This window comes from Gilliamella bombi (assembly GCF_900103255.1).
Lineage (GTDB): Bacteria > Pseudomonadota > Gammaproteobacteria > Enterobacterales > Orbaceae > Gilliamella > Gilliamella bombi.
This window is the reverse complement of sequence record NZ_FMWS01000031.1, coordinates 1-24,241: the sequence shown is the minus strand read 5'-3', so window position 1 is coordinate 24,241 and position 24,241 is coordinate 1. Positions and strand designations below refer to the sequence as shown.

Genomic DNA, 24,241 nt, shown 5'->3' with positions numbered 1-24,241 from the left:
GAATAACCGAAGAATGGTTAATGATTTATAACACTGAAAGACCACATGAGGCATTAAATAACATGACACAGCCGAATATAAAACATTAAAACAAGCAGCGTAATTTTCTACATTAGTTTTAACTATGCGGTATCAAAATTTCCAAAATATACAAATAAACGTACAAAGTGGTGTGATGAGTAGTTCTTCGCTGTTTTTGAATCTGGATATAATAAGATAAGTTTTTATTTTTTTATTATTGCTATAACTGATAAAGTGTTCGAAAGAGGTTAATGGCGCACCCGAAGGGATTCGAACCCCTGACCGCTCGGTTCGAAGCCGAGTGCTCTATCCAGCTGAGCTACGGATGCGTGTAAGTTCGTTAAAAAAGTGGTGCATCCGAAGGGATTCGAACCCCTGACCGCCCGGTTCGTAGCCGGGTACTCTATCCAGCTGAGCTACGGATGCGTTTTGAATTTATTTAAAATGGTGCATCCGAAGGGATTCGAACCCCTGACCGCCCGGTTCGTAGCCGGGTACTCTATCCAGCTGAGCTACGGATGCATATTTTAATTTATTTAATGGCGGTGAGAGAGGGATTCGAACCCTCGATGCAGCTTTTGACCGCATACTCCCTTAGCAGGGGAGCGCCTTCAGCCTCTCGGCCATCTCACCAATGTATTATGATTTTGCTTTAACAACAAAATCATAATGTGTGGCGCACATATTACGTTTTACAAAAAATAAGTCAAACATTTTTTTGCTTACGCGTGCTAGTTGTTTATTTCCTGCCCAATATTACCCTATAGACTTAGGTATTTCATCATTTGCTTCTTGTGGTTGATGAATTTTGTTATATATTTCTTCCCTATGAATAGAAACTTCTTTAGGTGCATTAATACCTACTCTGACTTGATTTCCCTTCACGCCCAAGATGGTAATAACTACATCATCACCAATTATTAGTGTTTCACCTACTCTCCTAGTTAAAATTAACATTAGATCTCCTAATATCAGTTAAGTATATATCCAAACAATTTTAATATATAGCTTTATCAGCCCCCATCAATAAGACGGGATTTTACAGAAAACTCTAATATTCAATTAACAAATATTTTGAGCCTATCTGGCTAATTTGCTTGTAATTTATTACTGATTTCCTTTTTCACAGAAGATAACGCTTCTGGTAATGCCGAGAGATCCATTCCACCTGCTTGAGCGAAATCAGGTCGCCCACCCCCTTTACCGCCTACTTTTAATGCTAATTGGGAAACCAAATCTCCTGCCTTAACTATATTGACTAAGTCATTGGTTACACCTGCAGCTAAATTGATCTTATCATCATTGACAGCGGCTAAAATTATTACACCTGTCTTTAATTGATTTTTCAGATCATCAATCATAGTCCGTAATAATTTTGCTTCAACATTATCAAGTTTAGCAATTAGTAAATGTTTATCATTGATTTTTTCACATTGATTAAGTAATTGTGCACTTTCTTGGCTAGCTTTCTGTGCTTTTAGTTGTTCAATTGTTCTTTCAAGCTGTTTAGTTTGCTCGATCAATTGCTCAATGCGCACTAAAACTGCCGATTTGTCACTTTTAGTTAGTTGTCCAATTTGAGTTAATAAATTAGATTCATTATGGATCAGATCCATTGCATTTTGCCCTGAAGTTGCCTCAATACGGCGTACACCAGAAGCTATGCTTGATTCTGATATTATTTTAAATAACCCAATATCACCAGTTCTATTTACGTGAGTACCACCACAAAGTTCAATTGAAAAATCGCCCATTGTTAGAACTCTAACGATATCTTCATATTTTTCACCAAATAAAGCCATAGCGCCTTTATCTTTAGCTTTATCAATTGGCATTAGCTCAATATCAACTGGTAAATTACGACGAATCTGTTGATTTACTAAGTTCTCTATTTCAATAATTTGTTCTGGCGTAATGGCTTGATTATGTGAAAAGTCAAAACGTAAATAGCTATCATTAACTAGAGACCCTTTTTGGTGGACATGGTTGCCTAAAATACGTTGTAAAGCCGCTTGTAATAGATGCGTAGCTGAGTGATTACGTCGAATACGTTCACGCAACTCAACATCAATAGCAGCAATGACATTATCACCAACTTTTAAAGAGCCTTTTATAATTTGACCAAAATGACCAATACTTTTACCATATTTTTGGCTATCAAAAACACTAAATTCAAGATTAGCCGCGGTTAGTAAGCCTTTATCACCAATTTGGCCACCAGACTCTCCATAAAATGGTGTTTTGTCTAAAACGACAATAGCTTCATCACCTGCGTTAATATTTTCGACTTTTTGGCCGTTTTTAAATATAGCAATAACTTTTCCTGATGATTCTGTTGCTTGATAACCTAAAAATTCAGTTTTATCATCAAGCTTGATAACATTACTATAATCAACATTAAATGAGCTTGATTCGCGAGCTCGCTTTCGTTGCTCTTCCATGCATTGGTTAAAGCCATCTTCATCGATAGTAATGTTTTTTTCACGACACACATCTGCCGTTAGATCTAATGGAAAACCATAAGTATCATAAAGTTTAAATGCGATATCTCCAGGTAAAACTTTCCCCGTTATTTTGGCTAATTCCTGATCTAATAAAGATAACCCTCGTTCAAGAGTCTTTAAAAATTGCTCTTCTTCAATTTTAAGCGCATCTTCGACTAGTTTTCGATTATTTTCTAATTCAACCGCTGCGCTTCCCATCACATCAATTAATGGTTTAACTAATTTATAAAAGAAAATATCTTTTGCTCCTAGCATGTGCCCATGACGCACTGCGCGTCGAATAATGCGGCGTAGTACATAGCCTCGTCCTTCGTTTGAAGGTAAAACTCCATCTGAAATTAGGAATGCACAAGAGCGGATATGGTCGGCAATAACGCGTAGCGATTTATTTTCTAAATCTTTAGTCTGAATAACGTTAGCAGCATCATTAATTAATTTCTTAAACAGATCTATTTCATAATTAGAGTTGACGTGTTGTAGCACTGCAGCAATACGTTCTAGTCCCATACCAGTATCCACAGATGGCTTAGGTAATGGTTCCATTGTTCCATCGGGATGGCGATTAAATTGCATAAAGACAATATTCCAAATTTCTATAAATCTGTCACCATCTTCTTCTGCGCTACCAGGAGGTCCTCCCCAAATGTGATCACCATGATCATAGAAAATTTCGGTACAAGGACCACAAGGACCGGTATCACCCATCTGCCAAAAGTTATCTGAGGCATACGGAGCACCTTTATTATCACCAATACGAATTATGCGTTCTTTAGGGATGCCGATTTCTTTTTCCCATATTGCATATGCTTCGTCATCTGTCTCATAAACGGTAACGGTTAACTTCTCTTTAGGTAGGTTAAACCACTCTTTGCTGGTCAATAATTCCCATGCAAAATGTATTGCATCATGTTTAAAGTAGTCACCAAAACTAAAGTTTCCTAACATCTCAAAAAATGTATGGTGTCGAGCAGTATAACCAACATTATCTAAATCATTATGTTTTCCACCAGCACGGACGCAACGTTGCGATGTTGTTGCTCTAGTGTAAGAACGCTTATCAACACCAAGGAATACATCTTTAAATTGATTCATTCCAGCATTAGTAAATAATAATGTTGGATCATTGTGTGGAACAAGGGAACTACTTGCGACAACTTCATGTCCTTTGCCACGGAAAAAGTCAAGAAAATTTTGACGAATTTCTGCAGTACTTTTCATTTATGCTTCCATATAAAACGATAGATTTTTAAACATAGTAATATACCCGTTACAACTAAAGTTGAAAAGTAAATCTTCCTAAATTGGAGTGGAGCTAACTAATATTTATTACAAGTAAATAGGGATAAAATAAAAAAAGAATTAATGAGCTTTATTTGTAATAGGCTTTAAATTATATGTTTTGTATTCTAGATATTATAATTATTTAAGTCAATAAATCGTAAGCAGCTTTAATATCATCTTGTGTATAACCTCTAGCAACCAAAAACTGAGTAACTTTTTGTTTTTTATTGTTATTTTCGGGTTTGATTTGTTTTGACTTTTTTAATAATTGTTTATATGCAAGGTTTCCCCAGTTTATATTAGAGGCTTGTAATAACTGACGGCTTAAGTCAACAGATAAACCCCGTTGTTTAAGTTCTATTGCAATTTTATACTTTCCGTAGCCTTTATTGGCACGCATAACAATATAATTTTCAATATAATGGGCGTCATTTATCCAATTTTGATTAATACAATGTTCAATCACATCTTGTATTTCAATTTTTAGTTTAGTCAATTGGTCATGATATTCTTCTTCTGTATTTTGTTGCTTCTTTGCAAAAAAGAATATCATTTTTTGGCTTAGTTCATACGAAGAGTGATCGCGCTGTGCAAGTAATTGCACAGCTTTATTTAGGATTGATTTATTGAGTTTTTTTTCATTATTCAATGCTGTCATTCTCTAATGAAATATCGTCTTCAGGGGCTGTAAAATCTGCAGGGCTATTTAGTAATAAATCACGTAGTTTTGTTTCGAGCTCTTTTGCGATTTCAGGATGTTCTTGCAAAAACTTAATTGAGTTAGCTTTACCTTGCCCAACTTTTTCGCCGTTGTAGCTATACCATGCACCAGCTTTATCAACTAACTTATGTTTAACCCCTAAGTCAATCAATTCGCCTTCTTTAGAAATACCACAACCATAAAGAATCTGGAATTCTGCTTGTCTAAAAGGTGCTGCAACTTTATTTTTAACCACCTTAACGCGAGTATCACTACCAATAATATCTTCGCCTTCTTTCACAGAACCTGTGCGACGAATATCAAGGCGAACAGAAGCATAGAATTTTAGTGCATTACCGCCGGTTGTTGTTTCTGGGCTACCAAACATAACACCAATTTTCATACGAATTTGGTTAATAAATACAACTAAACAATTTGCATTTTTGATATTCGCAGTTAGTTTACGTAATGCTTGTGACATTAAGCGAGCTTGTAATCCCATATGAGAATCGCCCATTTCACCCTCAATTTCAGCTTTTGGAGTTAATGCTGCGACTGAGTCAACAATAATAACATCAACAGCACCAGAACGAACCAAAGCGTCGCAAATTTCAAGGGCTTGCTCTCCTGTATCAGGTTGAGAAACTAATAAGTCGTCAACTTGAACGCCTAATTTAGCTGCATAAATTGGATCGAGTGCATGTTCAGCATCAATAAATGCACAAGTCTTACCTTCTTTTTGAGCTTGTGCTATGACTGATAAGGTAAGTGTTGTTTTACCAGATGATTCTGGCCCAAAAATTTCAACAATTCGACCCATTGGTAAACCGCCAATACCTAGAGCAATATCAAGACCTAAAGAACCCGTAGATACAGCATCTACATCTAACGTTTGGGTATCCCCTAAACGCATAATTGAACCTTTACCAAATTGTTTTTCGATTTGACTTAATGCAGCAGAAAGTGCGCGTTGTTTGTTTTCGTTCATATTATAAAATTCCAATGAGTTAGGATTGGTAATATTATACTGTATTGTTATACAGTATCAAGTTTTTTTCTCAACAATTATTTAGTTAATTATGGAAATTAAGACACAAATTTTATGGATGATTTGTTTTATGTAATAATTGAAACTAACAAATGGTGATGAAATATTGATATTCAAGATTAAATTTATTGAATTATTTTGTTAATTTTATAGCTGTGAATTTTTATCAAACCTAAATTAATATTGATTATTTTAGTATAATGAAAAGAATAACGCATTTTATAAAGATTATATTTGATAATAATCAAAACCCACTAATTTAATTTAGTAATACTTTCATAAAAAAATGTCATTTGATATGATTAGCTTTGGAGCTAATATAACCAACTTTTATTCATTAAAATATTTGTTCTTCAAGAAACTATTTAATAATAACTCATTAATTTCATACTCAAATGTTATATATTACTCTGAAATATTTATTTAGGTTAAAATATATTTCGAAATAAAGGAAAACAATGACCATTGATAAACAACATTATGTTTTATGCTCACACTGTGATTTGGTCATAGAATTAACTGATATAACAGTAGGGCACAAAGCTGTTTGTCCACGCTGTAATACTACATTAGCTAAAAATAGTAGCAATATGAAATTTAGAGCTGCTATGTATGCAGCTTGTTCATTAATTATGATTATTGTCGCCTGCGGCTTTGTCTTTATTGATATCCGAATTGTAGGAAATTACATTGGCGTTAGCGTATTAGATATTCCTAAGACCCTTTATTTTGATAAATATAGCTATGTTTCAGCGCTTTTTATTTTATTTGTTTTACTTTTCCCTATATTCAATTTATTAATCATCGTCCTGCTTTGCTCCAGAATTCAATTAACAAAATATCGCAAACGCGATCTACTTATTGTTTATGAAAAATTTCAACATTGGTGTATGCCGGAAATCTTTCTTACTGGTGTTTTGGTCAGTTTTGTTAAATTAATGAGTTATGGCAGTATTGGGGTCACTGGTACGTTTTGGGCGTTTTGTCTATTTGTCTTTTTTTATATAAAATCTTTAGTTATTTTCTCGCCTGAAGTAATTTGGAACGAAATTCATCGTAATAACTTTGCTGTTAATTCATTGAAAGTTGGAAAAACAGGAATTAGTCAAAATCTAAAATTATGTAATTGTTGTCAGGCTATATTACCCATACATTATAAAAAATGCCCTCGATGTAAACAAAAAAGTAAAATTAGGGAGCGTGATAAAATACAATGGACTATAGCTTTATTAATTACTTCATTAATTCTTTACATTCCTGCTAATTTATTTGGAATTATGATAACTGTTGTTTTGGGGGCTGCATCAACTTCAAATATCATGGATGGAGTTATTTATATGTGGCAAGCAGGTGATGTACCTGTTGCTCTTGTTATTTTTCTCGCTAGTGTTGTTATACCAATTTTAAAAATTATTTCACTAAGTTGGCTTTGTTATTTTGCATTAGCAGTAAAACGAAAAAATAAGAATAATTGTTTAAAAATGAAAAAATTATATAGTGCAGTTGAGTTTATTGGTAAATGGTCAATGATAGATATATTTGTTGTTTCTGTCGTTTGTTCTTTAGTGAGAAATCAGCAAATGATGGGTGTTTATCCTGATATTGGCGTTACATTCTTTGCAACTGTCGTTATTATCACAATGATTGCATCACAAAAATTTGATCCTCGTTTAATTTGGGATCGTCCGCAAAATAGAAAATAGATTAATAGGAACAATATGGCAACATCAAGTAAATTGGCAAAAATAATTAAAATTAGAGCTATTTCAGCAATATGGATTATTCCCATTGTCACTGCAATTGTTGGTCTATGGATAATCTACTCTCATTATGCTGATAGAGGTACCTCGTTCACATTACTTGCAAAAGACGCAAGTGGCATTGTTGCTGGCAAAACGGTAATTAAAAATCGCAGTGTTGATGTGGGTATAGTCGATGAAGTGACTTTATCTGATGACTACCAGCAAGTGGTTATAAAAGGCCGTGTTTATAGCGACATGGCTCCATTGCTGAAAAATGATTCGATTTTTTGGGTCGTCAAGCCAGAAATTGGTCGTGATGGGGTAACGGGATTAGGTACTATTTTATCGGGTGTCTATATAGAATTAGCCGCAGGGAACGATAATCATAGTTTTCAAAATAAACCTTTTGTGCTTTCTGATGCGCCTCCGTTGTCTGATCCTAGTATCAAAGGTATTCGTCTAAAATTAGAAAGTGAGCAAAATGGTGTGATTCCTCGAGGGGCAGCTATCATGTTTCATGGTTATCGTGTAGGGAATGTGGAGACCTCGGAATTTGATGTTGAATCGCGTAAGATGAAATATCAAATTTTTATTACTAAACCTTATGATGTGTTAGTAACACAAAACGTACGATTTTGGAAAGAAGGAGGTATCAATTTAACTCTTTCATCTCGAGGTGCAAGCCTAGATGTCCCTTCTCTGGATGTATTAATGTCTGGAGGAATTAGTTTTGATTTACCCGAAGGATCCAAATTAGGTGCACCCGCTGAGCAAAATGCAGTTTATACATTATATGAAGATAAAAAATCTATCCAAGATTCGCAATATACTGAATATAAAGAATTCCTTATTATGCTTTCTGATTCTATATCGGGGTTAACAGAGGGAGTACCAGTTGAATATCATGGTATTAGATTAGGAACAGTATCTAAAGTACCATTTTATACCGCTGAAATGTTAGAAAAATCATCAATTTTAAATAAAAGGGTGCCGATATTAATTAGGATAGAGCCTGATCGTTTATCTGAATTAGTTGATGAGAAAATCGATATTGCCGCTTTGATAATGAAAGAACAAAAAAATGGGTTAAGAGCGTCATTAAAAACTTCAAATATGTTTACTGGTGCGCTATATATAGATCTTGATTTTTATCCTGAATTAAAAAATAAGTATGATCCACAACTAGCGAAGCAGTTTGGTTACGATACAATTGAGGCGACTTCGACAGGGATTGCGCAAATTCAGGCAAAAATTATGCAGTTACTTGATAATTTTAATAATTTGCCACTTAACAATACTCTATCGCAGTTCAATCAATCATTAGCTTCGAGTGAACGATTAATGAAATCGTTAAATCGTATTATGGCAAGTAAAGAGATGCAAAATATACCAAAGGATTTACAAAAAACATTACGTTCATTAAATGAAACAATGAAAGAATTACAACCAGGTTCTGAATTAAATAACCAAATGAAAGAGAGTTTACAAAAAGTGCAACAGATGATGGATGAATTAACGCCATTACTTAATACTCTCAATGATAAGAGCAATGCACTGATTTTTTCTGCTCCAGCGAAGAAAGATCAAGAGCCTAAAGCAAAAGGTAAAAAATGATGAACAAAATATATAAAAAGCTACTTACAATCATATTTATGCCATTACTTGCAATATTAGTCGGTTGTTCAGCTAACAACCCAAGTAAAAGCTATTTTCAACTAACTAGTAATTTACCAAGTCCAGTATTGCAAAAAATAAAAACTACCAAATATTTTATTTGGATTGAGTCGGTAGATGTGGTGAGTTTTTTAAATAAACCAGGTATTGTATTACAAACTGATAATATCAAATATGAAACAGCAACGCATCATTTATGGGCATCAACACTATCTCAGCAATTGCAAGAACGATTGACGCAAGATTTAACGGTCATGTTACCAAATTATTTAGTCTCTAGCAGATCAATTACAACGCCAACATTGACGGTAAAGTTATTTATTGATGGGTTTCATGGAAGCTATACTGGTGATGCGGTGATTAAAGGACGATGGGTTGTTACTGATAGTAAAAATAATATTGAAAGCAAACCATTTGAACGCCATGTTCCTTTAGCAAGTAATGGATATGATGCTTTAGTTAATGCGCTATCTAAAGGTTGGCAGGATGAAGAACTAGACTTTGCAAACTCAATAAAACTTTAATGTCATAATAATATTCCGCCATAATGTTGGCGGAATATATGAATTTAAACGGTAATTGATCTTAATGATCGTTTGAACTGACTAAAAATCTTGTCATCAATTTCTACCCATTTACGAACACTATTGATAAATGCGATTTTATCGGCTTTTAAAAGGTCATCTTTTAAAATCGTTTTTTCTAACAATTGATTGTGATCTAAATAAAATTGCCTCATGGTGCCAGCTAGTAACCCCGATTCTTTTTTAGGGGTAATCCATTGATCATTAATCCGCAATGCGAGGTTACCATTAACAAATTCAGTTATTTCATTGTGTTGGTTAAAATTAATATATTCTTTTCCTGTAATTAAATTAGGAAAATGCTCCCGATTAGACGTTTTATGATACAAATATACGTTTTGGTTATGAACGTACTGCTTTGCAAATTCGATTTCATTGATCTGCATTGGCGAGTTAATTATATTCTCGCTAATGGTATATAGCCCATTTTTTTGCAGTAAAATTCTGATTTTATAAATATTTTCAATATTTTTATTAGTTGCATTTGCTAACTTAATAAGTTGCAACTTAATTGCATTGATATCATAGTTAAAATCAAAATAATCAGCTGATTGAGAAAGTCTGCTTAAATGTTCTTCCAATAAGAAAAATTGCCCTTTTTCAAGCAATAATGATTCAATGACATATTTGGGAGAAGATGTGGTGCGAGTTAAAATTGCTGTTTTAGCTAAAATCTCATTATATTCATCTTGTGAGGTTGAATCCCAAGTGATCCCTCCGCCAACACCATAATGCATTTGTTGATTGTGTATGGTTAAAGTCCGAATTGGGATATTGAATATAGCTTTGTTCATATATGGTTCAATATAACCAATTGTCCCGCAGTAAACTCCACGTGGTGAGTTTTCAATATCTGCAATAATTTGCATTGTACTGGTTTTAGGCGCTCCAGTTATTGATCCACAAGGAAATAGTGCTTGAAAAATATGATATAAATTAACATTTTCTTTCAATTCACCTTGAATCATAGAAGTCAATTGCCAAACGGTTGGATATTTTTCGGCTGAAAATAATTTAGGAACTGTAACTGATCCTGCCTTTGCAACCCGACTTAAATCATTACGTAATAAATCAACAATCATCATATTTTCAGCTTGGTTTTTTTCAGAGAATAATAATTCTAATTGTTGTTTATCTTGGTGATTATTTAAACCGCGCGCAGTTGTTCCTTTCATTGGTTTTGTTGTAATAATTTTATTTTCTAACTTAAAAAATAATTCTGGCGAAATTGATAAAATACAATAATCGTCAAACTCAATATAAGCGCAATAGTCGGCTTGATTGTTCTTTTGTAGAAAGTGGTAATAATTAATAGCACTTTCATTAAATGGAGTAGTAAATTGAATTGTATAGTTGGTTTGATAAGTATTGCCTGATTCAATTTGAGATCGAATAAAGTTAATTTTTTGATTATATTCCTCTCTTGATGTATCGCTTATCAAATCAAAAGTTGGTGGAGTGTAATCACTTATTTCTATATGTTTTTGCTCAATGATAGAAAATTTATCAAAAATACCAAATATCAATAGCGGCAAATCATAATTCTGTTTTGTTTTATTTTCACTATTGAACCCCATTGCGCTTTCATAAGCGAGATATCCAACCGCATAATAGCCTTGTTGTGTGAATTTTTCGATTGAATCAAATTGTTGTTTGATTGTTGAATAATCATCAGACTTTAAAATGGCGATAGGGTTGCAAAAATATTTATGTTGACCTTCAAAGTCGATATGAATTTTCATTTTAGTATTGCTCATGGACAAAATTATGAATCATTTGTAAACCAAATTCGGTTTTAATTGCTTCAGGGTGAAATTGGACTGACTCGATGGGTAACTTTTTGTGACGTAGTCCCATAATCAATCCTTGATTGTTTCTTGCTGTTACGATTAATTGAGAGTCTTTTGGTAAAAGCTTATCACAAGCAATTAATGAATGATAACGAACAACCGAAAGAGGGCTTTTGATCCCTTTAAACACGCCTTGACCATCGTGCGTTATTTCATCGACTTTTCCATGCATAGGTGTTGGTGCTTTGATGATCTTATAACCATAATATTGAGCAATCGCTTGATGCCCTAAACAAACTCCCAATATTGGGCAAATATGACTAAATTCGGCAATAGTTGCAAGTGATATTCCAGAATCGGCAGGGGATCCCGGACCAGGCGAAATGATAATCTTAGAAAAGCTAAGCTCTTTTATTTGTTCAATTGTCATTTCGTCATTTTTAATCACTTTAACTTCTGCGCCAACTTGACACAAATAATTGTGAATATTGAAGGTAAAAGAATCATAATTATCTATTAATAATATCAAAATAGAGTCCATTAATTACATAGCATATTGTTTTTAAAACATTGGCATTTATAACAGCCAAATTCCAGTTATATCCAGAGTTATTATACCGTTAATACAGTTAAAAACAGATATGATTGCCAGTTTGCTATCTTTTTATTTCCTTTTTTATACTGAAACATAGTGTTACCTGAAACTTTTTAACAAAATTCCTTTTTTCCTGTGATAAATCCCGCAAAGCCATACAACTCTACTTGTATGGTAGCATTTGTGTTACTTATTACGTTAGCCGAAGTTGGGATTGTCAAAATTTTTCTGCAATAGCTCAACATGAAAACCTATCGGCTATTTTGGAGACTATAAAAATAGTATCAAAACAGAAGAATGAATGGTTTGTTGATTAATCTTAATTAAAGATCTGAATTATTATTTTGAATATTTTCTGTAATTATGCCATTTGTTTTTTTGTTGTAGTTTACTCTGGTGCAGGCAATTATTTATTTTTACGTAAATAACCTAAAACGCCAAAACCTTCTATTATCCATTTTCCATCTTTAAAGATTAAAGGAAAAGTTGCTCTACTGCTTGCATTTGGTCCGGGGTTTTGTTGCACAATTTCAATTTCGTTGTCGGTTACTTTACTTATAATGGCAACATGCCCATAATTTGACCAATTAAGGATAATAATATCTTCAACTTTTGGTTTAGTTGGTGAACCATTATGAAACTGTAATAAATTACGTTGACGATTAATTTTTCCATCAACGATTGAAGGGTCAAAGAAATCTTTTGCATGCCCATAGCTATTGGGCATTTTGTGATTGAAGCGTTGATAATAATAGCGTTTTATGAATTCAACACATTGATATTTCAGACCTAAGTTATAGCCGTCTTTAGCAATATTTCTTCCACTTACATTATTGATGCTACCATTATAATAGACTTTCACACCATTAAATTCATCAACGACTTTGCCAATTTTCTGTTTATCAATTTCAACATTAGCAAAAGCACATGAATTAAGTGTATAGTAGCTTAATACTGATAATAGCCAAAGTAAAAAAAGCTTTTTTTCATATTTTAATAACATATTTATTTCCATTGTTTTAATTATTTATTATTGTTTATTTTATTGAAAAATAAAATTTAGTCGATAAGTAAAAAACTTACTAGTTGCAAGATTATTAATGAATCTAACATTTAACCATGATAAAAAATTATGTTCTGTATTTTCAACCTAAATTAGTATTTCATCATTAAAATTAATATGTTTGAATCCAGGTTATAATAAAATGAGGTCGCAAGATGATTAAGAAAGTTAAGATAAATGTTAGCGGTCGCGTGCAAGGTGTAGGATTTCGTTTTTTTACTTATCAGCAAGCCCAAAAACTGGGTTTAGTTGGTTATGTTCAAAATTTAGATAATGGCGATGTTGAGATTATAGCTCAAGGTGATAGTTTACAAATAAGCAAATTAATAAAATGGATTGAAAATGGCGGTCCTGCATCTTCACGCATTTTACATGTTAATATTTTTGAATTATTACCACAAAACGATTTAACTTCTTTTAATGTTCGATATTAATTTAATAAAAAATAAAGTAGAATAATTAAAATTTTGGCATTCGAAATAATAATTTCTAATTAATGTGAAAAACGTATGTTATGAATAAAAAAAATCTAATCTGTTTTTTACTTCTCATTGTTGTTATCGGTGTTTATTATAATTATCAAAAAGGAGATGAGGTTGTAAATCAATCCACTCTAAATATATCAGATAAGCCGATTTATCAAAGTGATAAAATGTTAACAGATATTTATGACTTATCTGGGGATCTTATTTATAAAATTGAGTCCAGTAATGTAAGGCATTTTGATGACTCAAATAATACTGAATTTGATTTGCCCAATTTTACGTTTTATGAACAGAATCATTCAGCTACATGGCATATTAAAGCAAAGAAAGCAACGTTGACAAAAGATAAACTTCTTTACCTTTATGATGATGTTCAATTAGATAATTTGACACAAGAAGCTCAATTGAAACAAGTAAAAACTGATAATGCCGTGATAGATTTAACTTCACAACTAGTCAAATCAAAAGATCCTGTCATCATTAATGGGGTGGGATTTTATTCAACTGGTATTGGTTTAGCGGGTGATTTACATGCCAAAACGGCTAACATACTTGAAAATGTAAAAACATATTATAATACAGAGGCAAAATAAAACATGAGTTCGCTAAAACAGGTTGTTTTTTCATTAATTTTACTGCTACCAATCTCTTTAAGTAGTTTCGCCAATGAACTTACTTCGCAATCTATAAACTCTAAAGAAGAACATAAAATGTTCGCTGATAATAAACCCATTACGATAGATGCAGATAATCAAAAAATTGATATTGAAAATAATACAATTACATTTATTGGCAATGTTGTTATTATCCAAGAAGGATTAACTATAAAAGCTGATAAAGTGGTTATCACTGACACGCAAGATAAAAATAAGCAAAAAATTACAGCTTATGGTAACCCTGTGAATTATAAACAAATTTTACCAGAAAAAAATAAGATTGTAACGGGTCATTCTTCACAAGTTATTTATGATGTAAAACAAAATAATGTTATTTTACGTGGTCATGCTGAATTATTTCAACAAGATAATCATATTGTTAGTGATCTGATTACATACGATGTCAAAAAACAGCAAATATTAGCCAATCCAGGTAAGAATATGCGAGTAAAAAGCACTATTATCCCAAACCAAGTTAAAGGGATGAACAAATAAAATGTCAATTTTAAAAGCGGAAAATCTGGCCAAAGTATACAAAAAAAGACGAGTTGTTGAAGATGTAAGTTTAACTGTCAACTCAGGCGAAATTGTTGGATTATTGGGCCCCAATGGTGCGGGTAAAACGACTACTTTTTATATGGTGGTTGGTATAGTGACATTAAATGCAGGTAAAATTTACCTTGATGATCATGATATCAGCATTTTACCTTTACATGAGCGAGCTCAAAAAGGTATTGGCTATTTACCACAAGAAGCGTCTATTTTTAGAAAATTGTCTGTTATAGATAACATTATGGCGATTTTAGAAACGCGCAAAGATATTGATAAAAATGAGAAAATCGATCGTGCCGAAGAATTACTCGAAGAGTTCCATATTTCTCATATTCGTGACAGCATAGGACAATCTCTATCAGGTGGAGAAAGACGTCGAGTAGAAATAGCAAGGGCGTTAGCAGCTAATCCTAAATTTATTTTACTTGATGAACCTTTTGCTGGGGTTGATCCAATTTCGGTGATAGATATCAAAAATATTATTAAGCATCTACGTGATCGAGGGTTGGGTGTATTAATAACCGATCACAATGTACGTGAAACGTTAGATGTTTGCGAACGTGCTTACATTGTTAATAAAGGACATTTAATTGCTGAAGGTTCACCAAATGACATCTTAAGTAACGAATATGTAAAACGCGTTTACTTAGGAAACGAGTTCAGATTATGATGAAAACCAGTTTACAACTGAAAGTCTCTCAACAATTATCCATGACGCCACAATTACAATTGGCGATTAAATTACTACAGTTGTCAACTTTAGAACTCCAACAAGAAATACAAACTGCGCTTGAAAACAATCCATTGCTTGAAGTTGATGATCAATATGACGAAGTGAACGTTAAACAAAACGATGAAACAGAAAATATTGATACGCGTGAGGCTTTAGATAGCAAAGAGATTCCCGATGATATTCCACTGGATGCATCTTTAGATGATATTTATAGTGCAGGAACTCCATCTGGAACTAACTCAGATTACCGTAATGATGAATTGCCTATCTATCAAGGTGAAACTCACGAAACATTACATGATTATCTGGAATGGCAACTTGAACTAACACCGTTTAGCGATACAGATAGGGCGATAGCGGTATCTATTATTGAAGCTATAGATGAGAGAGGCTATTTAACAGTTTCAACAGAAGAAATACTTGAAGAACAAGGTAATGATGAAATCGAAATGGCCGAAGTTGAAGCAGTATTGAAACGAATATGGAATTTTGATCCTATCGGTGTTGGTGCCAGATCGTTGCAAGAGTGTTTGTCTATTCAAATTCAACATTTAGACACTCCACCATTAGTTAAACAAATTATTGATAATTATTTAGACTTATTAGCCATACGCGATTATAGAAACTTAAAAAAAGTGTTAAATACAACAGATGAACAATTAAAAGAGGCTGTTGATTTTATACAACGTTTACAACCTTATCCTGGCGATTTGGTTAATACTGCTTCTCCAGACTATGTCATACCTGATGTCATGGTAAAAAAGGTACAAGGAAAATGGATTGTGTATTTAAATAGTGATACAGTTCCAGCTTTACGTATTAACCAGCAATACGCCGATATGGCAAAATTAGCAAATGAAAGTGATGGGCAATATATTAGATCTCATCTGCAAGAAGCTAATTGGTTTATTAAAAGCATCGAAAACCGTAACGAAACCTTATTAAAAGTCAGCCAATTTATTGTTGAGCATCAGCAAGCCTTTTTTGAACACGGCGCTGAATACATGAAACCAATGATTTTGTCTGATGTTGCAACGGCAATTGATATGCATGAATCGACCATTTCTCGTGTAACAACTCAAAAATATCTGTATTGTCCAAGCGGAATTTATGAACTTAAATTCTTTTTCTCAAGTCATGTTAATAATGATTCAGGCGGTGAGGTTTCATCTACAGCTATCCAAGCATTAATTAAAAAATATATATCGGCAGAAAATAGTAAAAAGCCATTAAGTGATAGTAAATTAGTTTCGATGCTTGAAGAACAAGGTATTATTATTGCACGTCGCACCGTAGCAAAATACCGTGAAGCCTTATCAATTCCACCATCAAGTCAACGAAAACAGCTTTAAATTTGAATTCAAATTTTTTGGATATATATCGCTTATTTTAATCATGGGCGCAATTTGCGCCCTTTAATAAAATTAAGCTAAAAAGCTTGGGATTTTATGTTCAAAGTCGCTAATTGCTTCTTCATGTTGTAAGGTTAAGCCAATATTATCTAACCCATTTAATAGACAATGACGTTTAAATGCATCGATTTTAAATGAATATTGCTTGTCGCCGGCAATGACCACTTCATTAACTAAATCGATGGTAAATTCAACGCCTTCATTAGCTTCGACAATTTTAAATAGCTCATCGATATCTTCTTCGGATAAATTAACCAGTAATAACTGATTGTTAAATGAGTTATTGTAAAAAATATCGGCAAAACTTGAACCAATAATGGTTTTAAATCCATAATCAGCAAGTGCCCATGGAGCATGTTCACGAGAAGAACCGCAACCAAAATTTTCACGTGTTAATAAAATACTGGCACCTTTATAGCGGGGTTTATTCAAGACAAATTCAGGGTTAGGCTGCTCGCCAGCATCATCTAAAAAGCGCCATTCATGAAAGGCATGTTTACCAAATCCAGTGCGTGTTACTTTCTGTAAAAACTGTTTTGGAATGATTGCATCTGTATCAACATTAGCCGCATCCAAAGGAACGACTAGCCCAGTATGTTTTGTAAATTTTGCCATGACAAGTCTCTCCTTAAAATGGTTTGCGAATATCTGTAAAATGACCAGTAATAGCTGCGGCTGCTGCCATAGCAGGACTAACTAAATGTGTTCTAGCATCACGTCCTTGGCGACCTTCAAAATTACGGTTGCTGGTTGATGCACAGCGATCTCCCGGTGCTAATTTATCATCGTTCATTGCAAGACACATAGAGCAACCTGGTAAGCGCCATTCAAATCCTGCATCAATAAAAATCTTATCTAATCCTTCGGCTTCAGCTTGTTCTTTCACTGGTCCTGAACCGGGTACAACTAATGCTTGTACACCTTCAGCCACTTTACGGCCTTTAGCAATTTGCGCAGCAGCTCGTAAATCTTCTATACGTGAGTTTGTACAAGAACCAATAAACACTTTATTGATCTTAATATCAGTCATTTTGGTACCAGCGCTTAATCCCATATAAGTTAATGCACGCTCTGCAGAGTGTTTTTCAATAGGATCAGCAAAATCATTAGGATTCGGTACTGTTGCATCAATTGATGTAACTTGACCAGGATTAGTACCCCAAGTGACCTGTGGGGCGATATCTTTACCTTCTAACGTCACAACTGTATCAAAATGTGCACCTTCGTCGGTTTTTAATGTCTTCCAATAGGCAACAGCTTTATCAAAATCCTCACCTTTAGGTGAAAATTGACGACCTTTTAAGTACTCAAAAGTCACTTCATCTGGTGCAATTATGCCAGCTTTAGCTCCCATTTCAATTGCCATATTACACAACGTCATGCGTCCTTCCATTGATAATGATTTAATAGCATCACCACAAAATTCAACTACATGACCTGTACCGCCAGCACTAGTTGTTTTGCCAATGATAGCTAAAATAATATCCTTAGCGGTAATGCCATCAGCAACATCTCCTTTAACTTCAATTTTCATAGTTTTAGCTCGACCTTGTTTTAAGGTTTGAGTTGCTAACACATGCTCAACTTCGGAAGTACCAATACCAAAAGCTAATGCACCAAATGCGCCATGTGTAGCAGTGTGCGAATCACCACACACAATAGTCATACCCGGTAAAGTCATACCTTGCTCAGGGCCGACTACATGGACAATACCACGTAATGGGCTTTGTAAATCATATAACGAAACACCAAACTCTTTGGCATTTTTTGCCAGTTCGGTTAACTGAATGCGAGCCATTTCGCTACAGGCACTTAAATCATTACTTTTGGTTGAAGTGTTATGATCCATAGTTGCAAAAGTCTTATTGGGCTGGCGAACTTTACGATTCATTGCACGTAAGCCATCAAAGGCCTGTGGAGAGGTGACTTCATGAACTAAATGACGATCGATATATAAAATAGGCGTTTCATTTGGAGCTTCATAAACGACATGCGCATCATATAATTTCTGATACAGTGTTTTTGACATTGCAGATTCCTTATTATTTTTTACAACTGGTATTAGTTTTAAACTTTGACATTATTTATATTTACTAATCCTATAATTAATTGGATTAAAAAGGATACAAGTAGCAGTTTATTTTGCATACTTGAGTATCTTTTTACTACACATTTTACATAGCTAATTCAACTAAATAAGCTTACAAATAATGTCTCCCATTTCATCAGTTGAAACGGGTTGTTCTTTTTGTGCAAGATCGATAGTACGATAGCCTTGCTCTAATGCTTTATTTACTGCTGTTTCGATAGCTGAGGCAATATCATCACGTTTAAAGCTGTAACGGACTAACAAGGCTAATGACAAAATTTGTGCAGCAGGATTAGCAATATTTTTGCCAGCAATGTCAGGTGCGCTACCACCAGCAGGTTCATATAAGCCAAAGCCTTGTTCATTAAGACTAGCAGAAGGTAACATCCCCATTGAACCAGTTATCATGGCACATTCATCGGATAATATATCTCCAAATAAATTTGAGCATAAAATAACATCGAATTGAGACGGATCTTTAACAAGTTGCATTGTGGCATTATCGATATACATATGCTCAAGTTCGATATCAGGGTAGTTTTTAGCTACTTCATTAACCACCTCACGCCACAAAATTGAAGTTTGTAATACGTTGGCTTTATCAATTGAAGTTACTTTTTTGCGACGTAAACGTGCGGCTTCAAACCCCATTTTTGCAATACGCTCTATCTCAAAACGATGATAAACTTCAGTATCAAATGCTTTTTCTTGAGCACCACTACCTTCACGTCCTTTAGGTAATCCAAAATAAATACCGCCAGTTAATTCTCGCATACATAAAATATCAAATCCACGCTCTGCAATATCGGTGCGTAATGGACAAAGATCTTCTAAGCCTTGATACAAACGAGCAGGGCGCATATTAGCAAATAATTTGAAGTGTTTACGTAGTGGCAATAACGCACCACGTTCAGGTTGCTTTTCAGGTGGCAAATTAGACCATTTAGGACCACCCACTGAACCAAATAAAATAGCGTCAGCTTTTTCACAGCCTTCAAGTGTTTCATTAGGTAATGGGCAACCATGAATATCAATTGCTGCGCCGCCCACATCATATTCACTAGTAGTAATAGAAAGTTGATACTTTTGGCGGATAACATCTAATACTTTATAGGCTTGTCTCATTACTTCTGGGCCAATACCGTCGCCGGGAAGTACTGCAATATGGTAGTTTTGTGACATTTTTTATTCCTTTACAATCTAAATTAATTTTCATGTTTTGCTGTTAAACGGCAAAACAAATTATTTTTTAGTCATGATGTAATTTTTGTTTTTCTTGTGCAACTTGATTTGCTCTATACACATTATTCAATACATTAATTAAAGCCAAAGCCGATGAGTGAACAATGTCGGTTGCAAGTCCAACACCATGGAATTTACGACCTTTATATTCGGCAACAATATCAACTTGTCCTAAAGCATTTTCACCTTGTCCTTTAGAAGCTAACTGATATTTTACAATCGAAATAGGCTCGCCAGTAATACGGTTGATAGCTTGATAAACAGCATCAACGGGGCCATTACCTGTTGCTGCATCAGAATACTTTTTATCACCAATTAACAAGCTAACCGAAGCGGTTGAAACAACCGTCGAACCTGATTGAACATTAAAATAATCCAAAACATAATGTTCTTTTTCATCTTTTAATTGATTGATAAATATTAATGCCTCTAAATCATAATCGAATACTTGGCCTTTTTTATCAGCTAATTCTAAAAATGCCTCATAGACTTGATCTAAGTTATAATCTTTATCGTGATAACCAAGTTCTTCTAAACGATGTTTAACGGCGGCTCGTCCTGAACGAGAGGTTAAATTTAATTGGATTTGATTTAATCCGATTGATTCAGGGGTCATAATTTCGTAAGTTTCACGATTTTTTAAAACCCCATCTTGATGAATTCCTGAGGAGTGGGCAAAAGCGTTACTACCAATAATTGCTTTATTACCCGGAATTGGCATATTAGTAATTTGGCTAACAATTTGGCTGGTACGATAAATCTCTTGGTGATTGATATTTGTGTGAACATTTAAGATATTTTGACGAACTTTAATCGCCATAATAACTTCTTCAAGTGCGGTATTACCCGCACGTTCGCCTAAACCATTCATCGCACCTTCAATTTGCCGAGCACCTTCTTGAACCGCGCTAATCGAGTTAGCCACCGACATGCCCAAGTCATCATGACAATGAACAGAGATAATCGCTTGATCAATGTTCGGGACACGTTCAAATAGGGTACGAATAATGCCACCAAATTGATAAGGGACAGTATAACCGACAGTATCTGGAATATTGATCGTTCTTGCCCCTGCTTTAATTGCTGCTTCAACGATACGACATAAGTTATCAATTGGGGAACGGCCTGCATCTTCACAAGAAAACTCCACATCATTAGTATAATTACGTGCACGTTTAATACAGTGCACAGCTCTTTCAATGACATCATCAAATGTCATTTTTAATTTATCCTTAACATGTAAGGTTGATGTTGCCATAAAAGTATGAATTCGAAACTGATCTGCAACTTTTAATGCCTCGGCAGCAACATCAATATCTTTATCAACACAACGAGACAATGCACAAACACAGCTATCTTTAATGGTCTTAGCAATCGTTTGAACTGATTCAAAATCACCGGGAGATGAAACAGGAAAGCCAACTTCCATCACATCGACCCGCATTCGCTCCAAAGCAAGCGCTATTTGTAACTTTTCTTTAACGCTCAAACTTGCTTGTAATGCTTGTTCACCATCGCGTAACGTTGTATCAAAAATAATGACTTGATCGCTCATTGTTTTTCCTTTTATATATTTTAGCGCTATCTCGGTATTTCAAGTTAAAAAAACAAAAAACCCGCACTTTAGCGCGGGTTCTTGTTAATTTGTTGAGTTGTTTATTTAACTACTTCTTTTTACTCCACACACAAGCTATCCGCGCAAGTTAATGCGAGGAGGAGGCTGAGGTCGAGTGATAAATAGTTAACAAACATAAAAAAATCTCTATTTGAATTGTAATTAATACAGACAAAAACTGATGTTATTTTTACCAAATGATATCAGTGGTGTCAAGGATTATTTGTAGTCAATCTAAATATGTTCTATTTTTATTAAAATAAAGTACTCAATACTAATTAAAGATTGCTTTACTATTTGACAAATCTATTAAAATAATAAGTTGAGACATAATAGAACCGAATTATAATGGTGAAAAGAATAACTCACGAGGGCATAATAATGAACATAGTTGATATTTCTCAAAAACGCTACACTACCAAACATTATGATCCAACAAAAAAAATTCCTGCCGATAAGATTGAACAATTATTAACTGTTTTAAGAAACAGCCCATCATCAGTTAACTCACAACCATGGCATTTTTATGTTATCGAGAACAACGAGGCAAAGAATAAAATTTTACCAGCTATACTTGAATTTAATCAACCAAGGGTGACTGGCGCTTCGCATACGATTGTCTTTTGTATTAAAACACCATTAGACGACGCCCATTTAGTTAATCTACTCAATCAAGAAGATAAAGACGGTAGATACCCTTCAGCCGATCTTAAACAAGCACAAGATCAAGGTCGTAGGCACTTTGTAAAGCTCAATAGTGCAACCATTGAATCGCAACAATGTTGGGAAAGTAAACAAGCTTATCTAGCATTGGGGCAACTGCTTTTTGCAGCAGCAGCAATTGGTATTGATTCAACGGCTATTGAAGGATATGATACCCAAAAAATGGACGAGATTTTAGATCTCAAAAGCAAAGGACTTAAAAGTATTGTTGTTGCTACATTAGGCTATCGAGCCGAAAATGACGGCAATGCGCATCGACCAAAATCACGCTTACCTAAAGAGCAACTTTTTACGTTTTTATAAAATAACGAGCAATATTCTCTGTATGAATTAAGATAAATATAGAGGATATTTTTTGAACTATGATAAGTTTAATTGTAGGAAAACATTAAGTTGTTTATACTTCATGTGTAGGATTTATTCGCATTATTTACAGTAAATCTGAGAAAATATGGTAATGAATATACGTAAAACAAAATTAACGCCTTATCACAGACAAGAGATATGGCGTTTATATCATAAAGAAAAAATAACCATCACTGATTTGGCTAAACGTTTTATGGTCAGTCGCCCGACCATTTATAGCGTGCTAAAAAAAGCCCGATTAAATTTGTTTGTGCCTTTAACCAGTAAGAACAAACGTTATAAAACGATTAGTTATGGTATTAAACACCTAGTTAAAATTGAAAAATCCATTGAAGATAAATTAAGGCGGCAAGCTAAATTATATAACAAAACAAATCCTGACGAAATGTTACATGTCGGCACCAAATATTTACCTTTACCTAAAAACAAAACAAAATAACTGTGATTGGCTATTTTAATAGGTTGCGCTATCGTGGTTGAAAGTAATGGTCTATTTTAGTTGGTCAGATTTCGGACGTGATCACTATTATTAATTTATTTACAAAAAACAGTACGTCCGAAATCACGATACCATAATATCTTAGCTCGCTATAAACACTTGATTTAACCAAAAATAAAATAAAAAATTCAATAAAATCAATAGACTACCTAAACGATTTTAGAGCAAAAAAACACACCACTATAAGGTCAATATGCTTGTTTTTTTGCAGTGTCAAAATACGCTAATGACAGAACTAGGGTCGCCGCCAAACAGGATTATTTCATTTGTATGTTTTTTACAAAAATCCACCAAAAAACTAGCCAACTATTTTTTTAACGGCTATACTTTTACGGTTATAGGAAAACAAGCTTATTAAATAAGTAAATAATTATAAAAAATCTAAATAAAACAAAATATTACTTGACAGGTAAACAATAATGCATTATCATTTCTGGCACAAGGCACAAGCACTGGCAAACCTACGATTTAAATTTATTAAATAATCCTCTTCGCCGAGTTTTTGCACGAAACTCATTTATATTTTCCAAATTATCTCTCAAATTACCCCGAAAACTCTTGTTGGTGTTGGGCGTGTTATTATTGCCATATTCATGGAGTTTAGAAGCATTAACTAGTAAAAATGGTCGCGTAAAAAATCATCGTAGTGATGCCATAATATTACCGTCGTTCGAAAACCCGTGTCTAAAATATGGTACAGGCGGAGATGCAGGTTCAGTTGATTTATGGATATGGATATCGAATCCTGATTATTTTGAACCAAGTGCGCCATTGGTTTGTTATGCTCAACCTAATTTATCAAACGATTCCAGTAATAATACTGAATATAAAGATTTAGATGGTCCTGATTGGGTAAAAGGAAAAGGA

23 protein-coding genes and 4 tRNA genes are annotated in these 24,241 nt (G+C 33.9%); 12 read left to right on the top strand and 15 right to left on the bottom strand.

The genetic code is table 11. The features are described 5' to 3' along the window. Positions 1 to 2: 2 nt before the first annotated feature. Positions 3 to 89: an integrase core domain-containing protein gene (locus B9N71_RS13505; RefSeq protein WP_370738305.1), complete on the top strand. Its 87-nt coding sequence runs from the start codon at positions 3 to 5 to the stop codon at positions 87 to 89. A gap of 184 nt (positions 90 to 273) precedes the next feature. Here the strand turns inward: B9N71_RS13505 and B9N71_RS06430 are convergent. The 8 genes from B9N71_RS06430 to recA form a co-directional block, all read right to left on the bottom strand. Next, positions 274 to 350: transfer RNA gene (locus B9N71_RS06430), tRNA-Arg, on the bottom strand. A 20-nt stretch (positions 351 to 370) separates the two neighbouring features. Further along, positions 371 to 447: transfer RNA gene (locus tag B9N71_RS06425), tRNA-Arg, on the bottom strand. Positions 448 to 466: 19 nt separating this feature from the next. Then, a tRNA-Arg gene (locus B9N71_RS06420) sits at positions 467 to 543 on the bottom strand. An 18-nt stretch (positions 544 to 561) separates the two neighbouring features. Then, a tRNA-Ser gene (locus tag B9N71_RS06415) sits at positions 562 to 654 on the bottom strand. 123 nt (positions 655 to 777) lie between these two features. After that, positions 778 to 978: a carbon storage regulator CsrA gene (gene csrA / locus B9N71_RS06410; RefSeq protein WP_034913196.1), complete on the bottom strand. Its 201-nt coding sequence runs from the start codon at positions 976 to 978 to the stop codon at positions 778 to 780. Positions 979 to 1,109: 131 nt separating this feature from the next. Beyond that, the gene (gene alaS / locus B9N71_RS06405; protein ID WP_085164902.1) at positions 1,110 to 3,743 is read right to left on the bottom strand and encodes an alanine--tRNA ligase; all 2,634 of its coding nucleotides are present in this window, start codon (positions 3,741 to 3,743) and stop codon (positions 1,110 to 1,112) included. A gap of 205 nt (positions 3,744 to 3,948) precedes the next feature. Further along, positions 3,949 to 4,455 carry a regulatory protein RecX gene (locus B9N71_RS06400; protein WP_167370068.1) on the bottom strand — a complete coding sequence of 169 codons (507 nt, stop codon included), beginning with the start codon at positions 4,453 to 4,455 and terminating at the stop codon, positions 3,949 to 3,951. Further along, complete coding sequence (gene recA, locus B9N71_RS06395) at positions 4,448 to 5,494, bottom strand: recombinase RecA (RefSeq protein ID WP_065574897.1); 1,047 nt, start codon at positions 5,492 to 5,494, stop codon at positions 4,448 to 4,450. The genes B9N71_RS06400 and recA overlap by 8 nt, the downstream gene beginning before the upstream one ends. Before the next feature lie 518 nt (positions 5,495 to 6,012). On the opposite strand from recA, the gene B9N71_RS06390 reads away from it, so the two are divergent. Genes B9N71_RS06390 through B9N71_RS06380 form a run of 3 tightly spaced genes read left to right on the top strand, consistent with a single transcriptional unit; the run spans position 6,013 to position 9,494 of the window. Beyond that, positions 6,013 to 7,257 (top strand): PqiA/YebS family transporter subunit, encoded by a 1,245-nt coding sequence (locus tag B9N71_RS06390; RefSeq protein ID WP_085164898.1) that lies wholly within the window; start codon positions 6,013 to 6,015, stop codon positions 7,255 to 7,257. 15 nt (positions 7,258 to 7,272) lie between these two features. Then, entirely contained in the window at positions 7,273 to 8,910 is a 1,638-nt protein-coding gene (gene pqiB, locus B9N71_RS06385; protein WP_085164896.1) for an intermembrane transport protein PqiB, read from the top strand. Continuing rightward, positions 8,907 to 9,494, top strand: coding sequence for a PqiC family protein (locus B9N71_RS06380; RefSeq protein WP_085164894.1), 588 nt, complete (start codon positions 8,907 to 8,909; stop codon positions 9,492 to 9,494). Before pqiB ends, B9N71_RS06380 begins: the two co-directional genes overlap by 4 nt. Positions 9,495 to 9,538: 44 nt before the next feature. On the opposite strand, the gene pabB is transcribed toward B9N71_RS06380, so the two are convergent. The 3 genes from pabB to B9N71_RS06365 form a co-directional block, all read right to left on the bottom strand. After that, entirely contained in the window at positions 9,539 to 11,296 is a 1,758-nt protein-coding gene (gene pabB, locus B9N71_RS06375) for an aminodeoxychorismate synthase component I (protein ID WP_167370067.1), read from the bottom strand. Between the two features lies 1 nt (position 11,297). After that, on the bottom strand, positions 11,298 to 11,873 hold the full coding sequence (locus tag B9N71_RS06370; protein ID WP_085164940.1) for an anthranilate synthase component II: 576 nt from the start codon (positions 11,871 to 11,873) through the stop codon (positions 11,298 to 11,300). A gap of 472 nt (positions 11,874 to 12,345) precedes the next feature. Further along, entirely contained in the window at positions 12,346 to 12,942 is a 597-nt protein-coding gene (locus tag B9N71_RS06365) for a CHAP domain-containing protein (protein ID WP_085164891.1), read from the bottom strand. Positions 12,943 to 13,157: 215 nt separating this feature from the next. On the opposite strand from B9N71_RS06365, the gene yccX reads away from it, so the two are divergent. From yccX to B9N71_RS06340, 5 genes are all read left to right on the top strand, one after another. Next, positions 13,158 to 13,436 carry an acylphosphatase gene (yccX, locus tag B9N71_RS06360; protein WP_141671669.1) on the top strand — a complete coding sequence of 93 codons (279 nt, stop codon included), beginning with the start codon at positions 13,158 to 13,160 and terminating at the stop codon, positions 13,434 to 13,436. Positions 13,437 to 13,516: 80 nt separating this feature from the next. Next, positions 13,517 to 14,080 carry an LPS export ABC transporter periplasmic protein LptC gene (lptC, locus tag B9N71_RS06355; RefSeq protein ID WP_034913230.1) on the top strand — a complete coding sequence of 188 codons (564 nt, stop codon included), beginning with the start codon at positions 13,517 to 13,519 and terminating at the stop codon, positions 14,078 to 14,080. Positions 14,081 to 14,083: 3 nt separating this feature from the next. After that, the gene (gene lptA / locus B9N71_RS06350) at positions 14,084 to 14,638 is read left to right on the top strand and encodes a lipopolysaccharide transport periplasmic protein LptA (RefSeq protein WP_034913233.1); all 555 of its coding nucleotides are present in this window, start codon (positions 14,084 to 14,086) and stop codon (positions 14,636 to 14,638) included. Between the two features lies 1 nt (position 14,639). Beyond that, entirely contained in the window at positions 14,640 to 15,365 is a 726-nt protein-coding gene (gene lptB / locus B9N71_RS06345) for an LPS export ABC transporter ATP-binding protein (RefSeq protein WP_034913235.1), read from the top strand. Further along, positions 15,365 to 16,780 carry an RNA polymerase factor sigma-54 gene (locus tag B9N71_RS06340; protein WP_085164938.1) on the top strand — a complete coding sequence of 472 codons (1,416 nt, stop codon included), beginning with the start codon at positions 15,365 to 15,367 and terminating at the stop codon, positions 16,778 to 16,780. The genes lptB and B9N71_RS06340 overlap by 1 nt, the downstream gene beginning before the upstream one ends. Before the next feature lie 72 nt (positions 16,781 to 16,852). On the opposite strand, the gene leuD is transcribed toward B9N71_RS06340, so the two are convergent. The 4 genes from leuD to leuA all read right to left on the bottom strand — a co-directional run bounded on the left by leuD (position 16,853) and on the right by leuA (position 21,726). Beyond that, a complete protein-coding gene (gene leuD, locus B9N71_RS06335) occupies positions 16,853 to 17,455 on the bottom strand; it encodes a 3-isopropylmalate dehydratase small subunit (protein ID WP_085164889.1) in 603 nt (200 codons plus the stop codon). Positions 17,456 to 17,468: 13 nt separating this feature from the next. Beyond that, a complete protein-coding gene (leuC, locus tag B9N71_RS06330; protein WP_085164887.1) occupies positions 17,469 to 18,869 on the bottom strand; it encodes a 3-isopropylmalate dehydratase large subunit in 1,401 nt (466 codons plus the stop codon). A gap of 162 nt (positions 18,870 to 19,031) precedes the next feature. After that, entirely contained in the window at positions 19,032 to 20,111 is a 1,080-nt protein-coding gene (gene leuB / locus B9N71_RS06325) for a 3-isopropylmalate dehydrogenase (RefSeq protein ID WP_065561213.1), read from the bottom strand. A gap of 67 nt (positions 20,112 to 20,178) precedes the next feature. Then, positions 20,179 to 21,726: a 2-isopropylmalate synthase gene (leuA, locus tag B9N71_RS06320; RefSeq protein ID WP_085164884.1), complete on the bottom strand. Its 1,548-nt coding sequence runs from the start codon at positions 21,724 to 21,726 to the stop codon at positions 20,179 to 20,181. 441 nt (positions 21,727 to 22,167) lie between these two features. Between leuA and nfsB the strand changes: the two genes are divergently transcribed. The 3 genes from nfsB to B9N71_RS06305 all read left to right on the top strand — a co-directional run. Next, positions 22,168 to 22,812 (top strand): oxygen-insensitive NAD(P)H nitroreductase, encoded by a 645-nt coding sequence (nfsB, locus tag B9N71_RS06315; protein WP_085164882.1) that lies wholly within the window; start codon positions 22,168 to 22,170, stop codon positions 22,810 to 22,812. Positions 22,813 to 22,966: 154 nt separating this feature from the next. Further along, positions 22,967 to 23,314, top strand: a complete 348-nt coding sequence (locus B9N71_RS06310) for an HTH domain-containing protein (protein WP_065589831.1) — start codon at positions 22,967 to 22,969, stop codon at positions 23,312 to 23,314. Positions 23,315 to 23,947: 633 nt separating this feature from the next. Beyond that, positions 23,948 to 24,241 (top strand): hypothetical protein (locus tag B9N71_RS06305; protein WP_143422070.1); only part of this gene is annotated, 294 nt, incomplete at its 3' end.